Source organism: Idiomarina piscisalsi (assembly GCF_003987095.1).
Classification (GTDB): domain Bacteria; phylum Pseudomonadota; class Gammaproteobacteria; order Enterobacterales; family Alteromonadaceae; genus Idiomarina; species Idiomarina piscisalsi.
On record NZ_PIQA01000009.1, the window covers coordinates 1 to 926 of the forward strand.

Annotated in this window: 1 protein-coding gene; it reads left to right on the forward strand. The window is 52.6% G+C overall.

Annotated elements, in window-relative coordinates:
- Positions 1–926: Ig-like domain-containing protein (locus CWI73_RS09305; protein ID WP_126752539.1), on the forward strand; the 926-nt coding region annotated here is incomplete at both ends.

The following is a 926-nucleotide window of genomic DNA, read 5'->3' on the forward strand; positions in this document are numbered from 1 at the left end:
TGAGCAAAGCGATATCACTTTCACCGGTCAGGTGGAAGAAAACGCAACTGTCGACAGCATTGTGATCACCGACGGTACAACTGAAATCGTCGTTGCAGACGGCGATATCAGTGTTGACGCGGGCGGCAACATCACTGTTAGTGGTCAGGATCTTAGTTCTCTAACTGACGGTGAACTCACCGTCACCATGACCGTGACGGACTCTGCGGGTAACCAGGGCAGCGTGACTGATAACGCCACCTTAGACACGAGTGCCGATGCGGGCACTGTCAATGTGAATAACATCACAGCGGATGACGTGATCAACGCGGACGAAGCAGGGCAAACGATTGCTGTCACTGGTTCAGCTCAAGGTGGCGACATCGCCGAGGGCGACAGTGTCACCATGATCATCAATGGTACCGAGTACAACACAACCGTCGACAATAACGGTGAGTGGAGCGTGGACGTTGCCGGAAGCGATTTGGCTGCGGATACTGAATTCGATGTGGTGGTTAACTCTAACGATGCAGCGGGTAATGCCGTCCAAAGCACAACAACCTCAACGCACACCGTGGATACCAGCGCACCAGGTGATGGTACTGACGGCAACAACAGCATTACGTTCAGTGATGAACTGATTAATAGCGACGAGCAAAGCGACATCAGCTTCACTGGTCAGGTGGAAGACGGTGCCTCGGTCGACAGCATTGTGATCACCGACGGTACAACTGAAATCGTCGTTGCAGACGGTGATATCAGTGTGGATTCAAGCGGTAACGTCACCGTTTCAGGCCAAGATTTAAGTGCTCTGACTGACGGTGAACTCACGGTCACCATGACCGTGACTGATACGGCAGGTAACGAAGGTACGGTAACAGACACCGCTACCTTAGATACCAGCGCGCAAGCGGGCACCGTCAATATAGATAACATCACTGCTGATG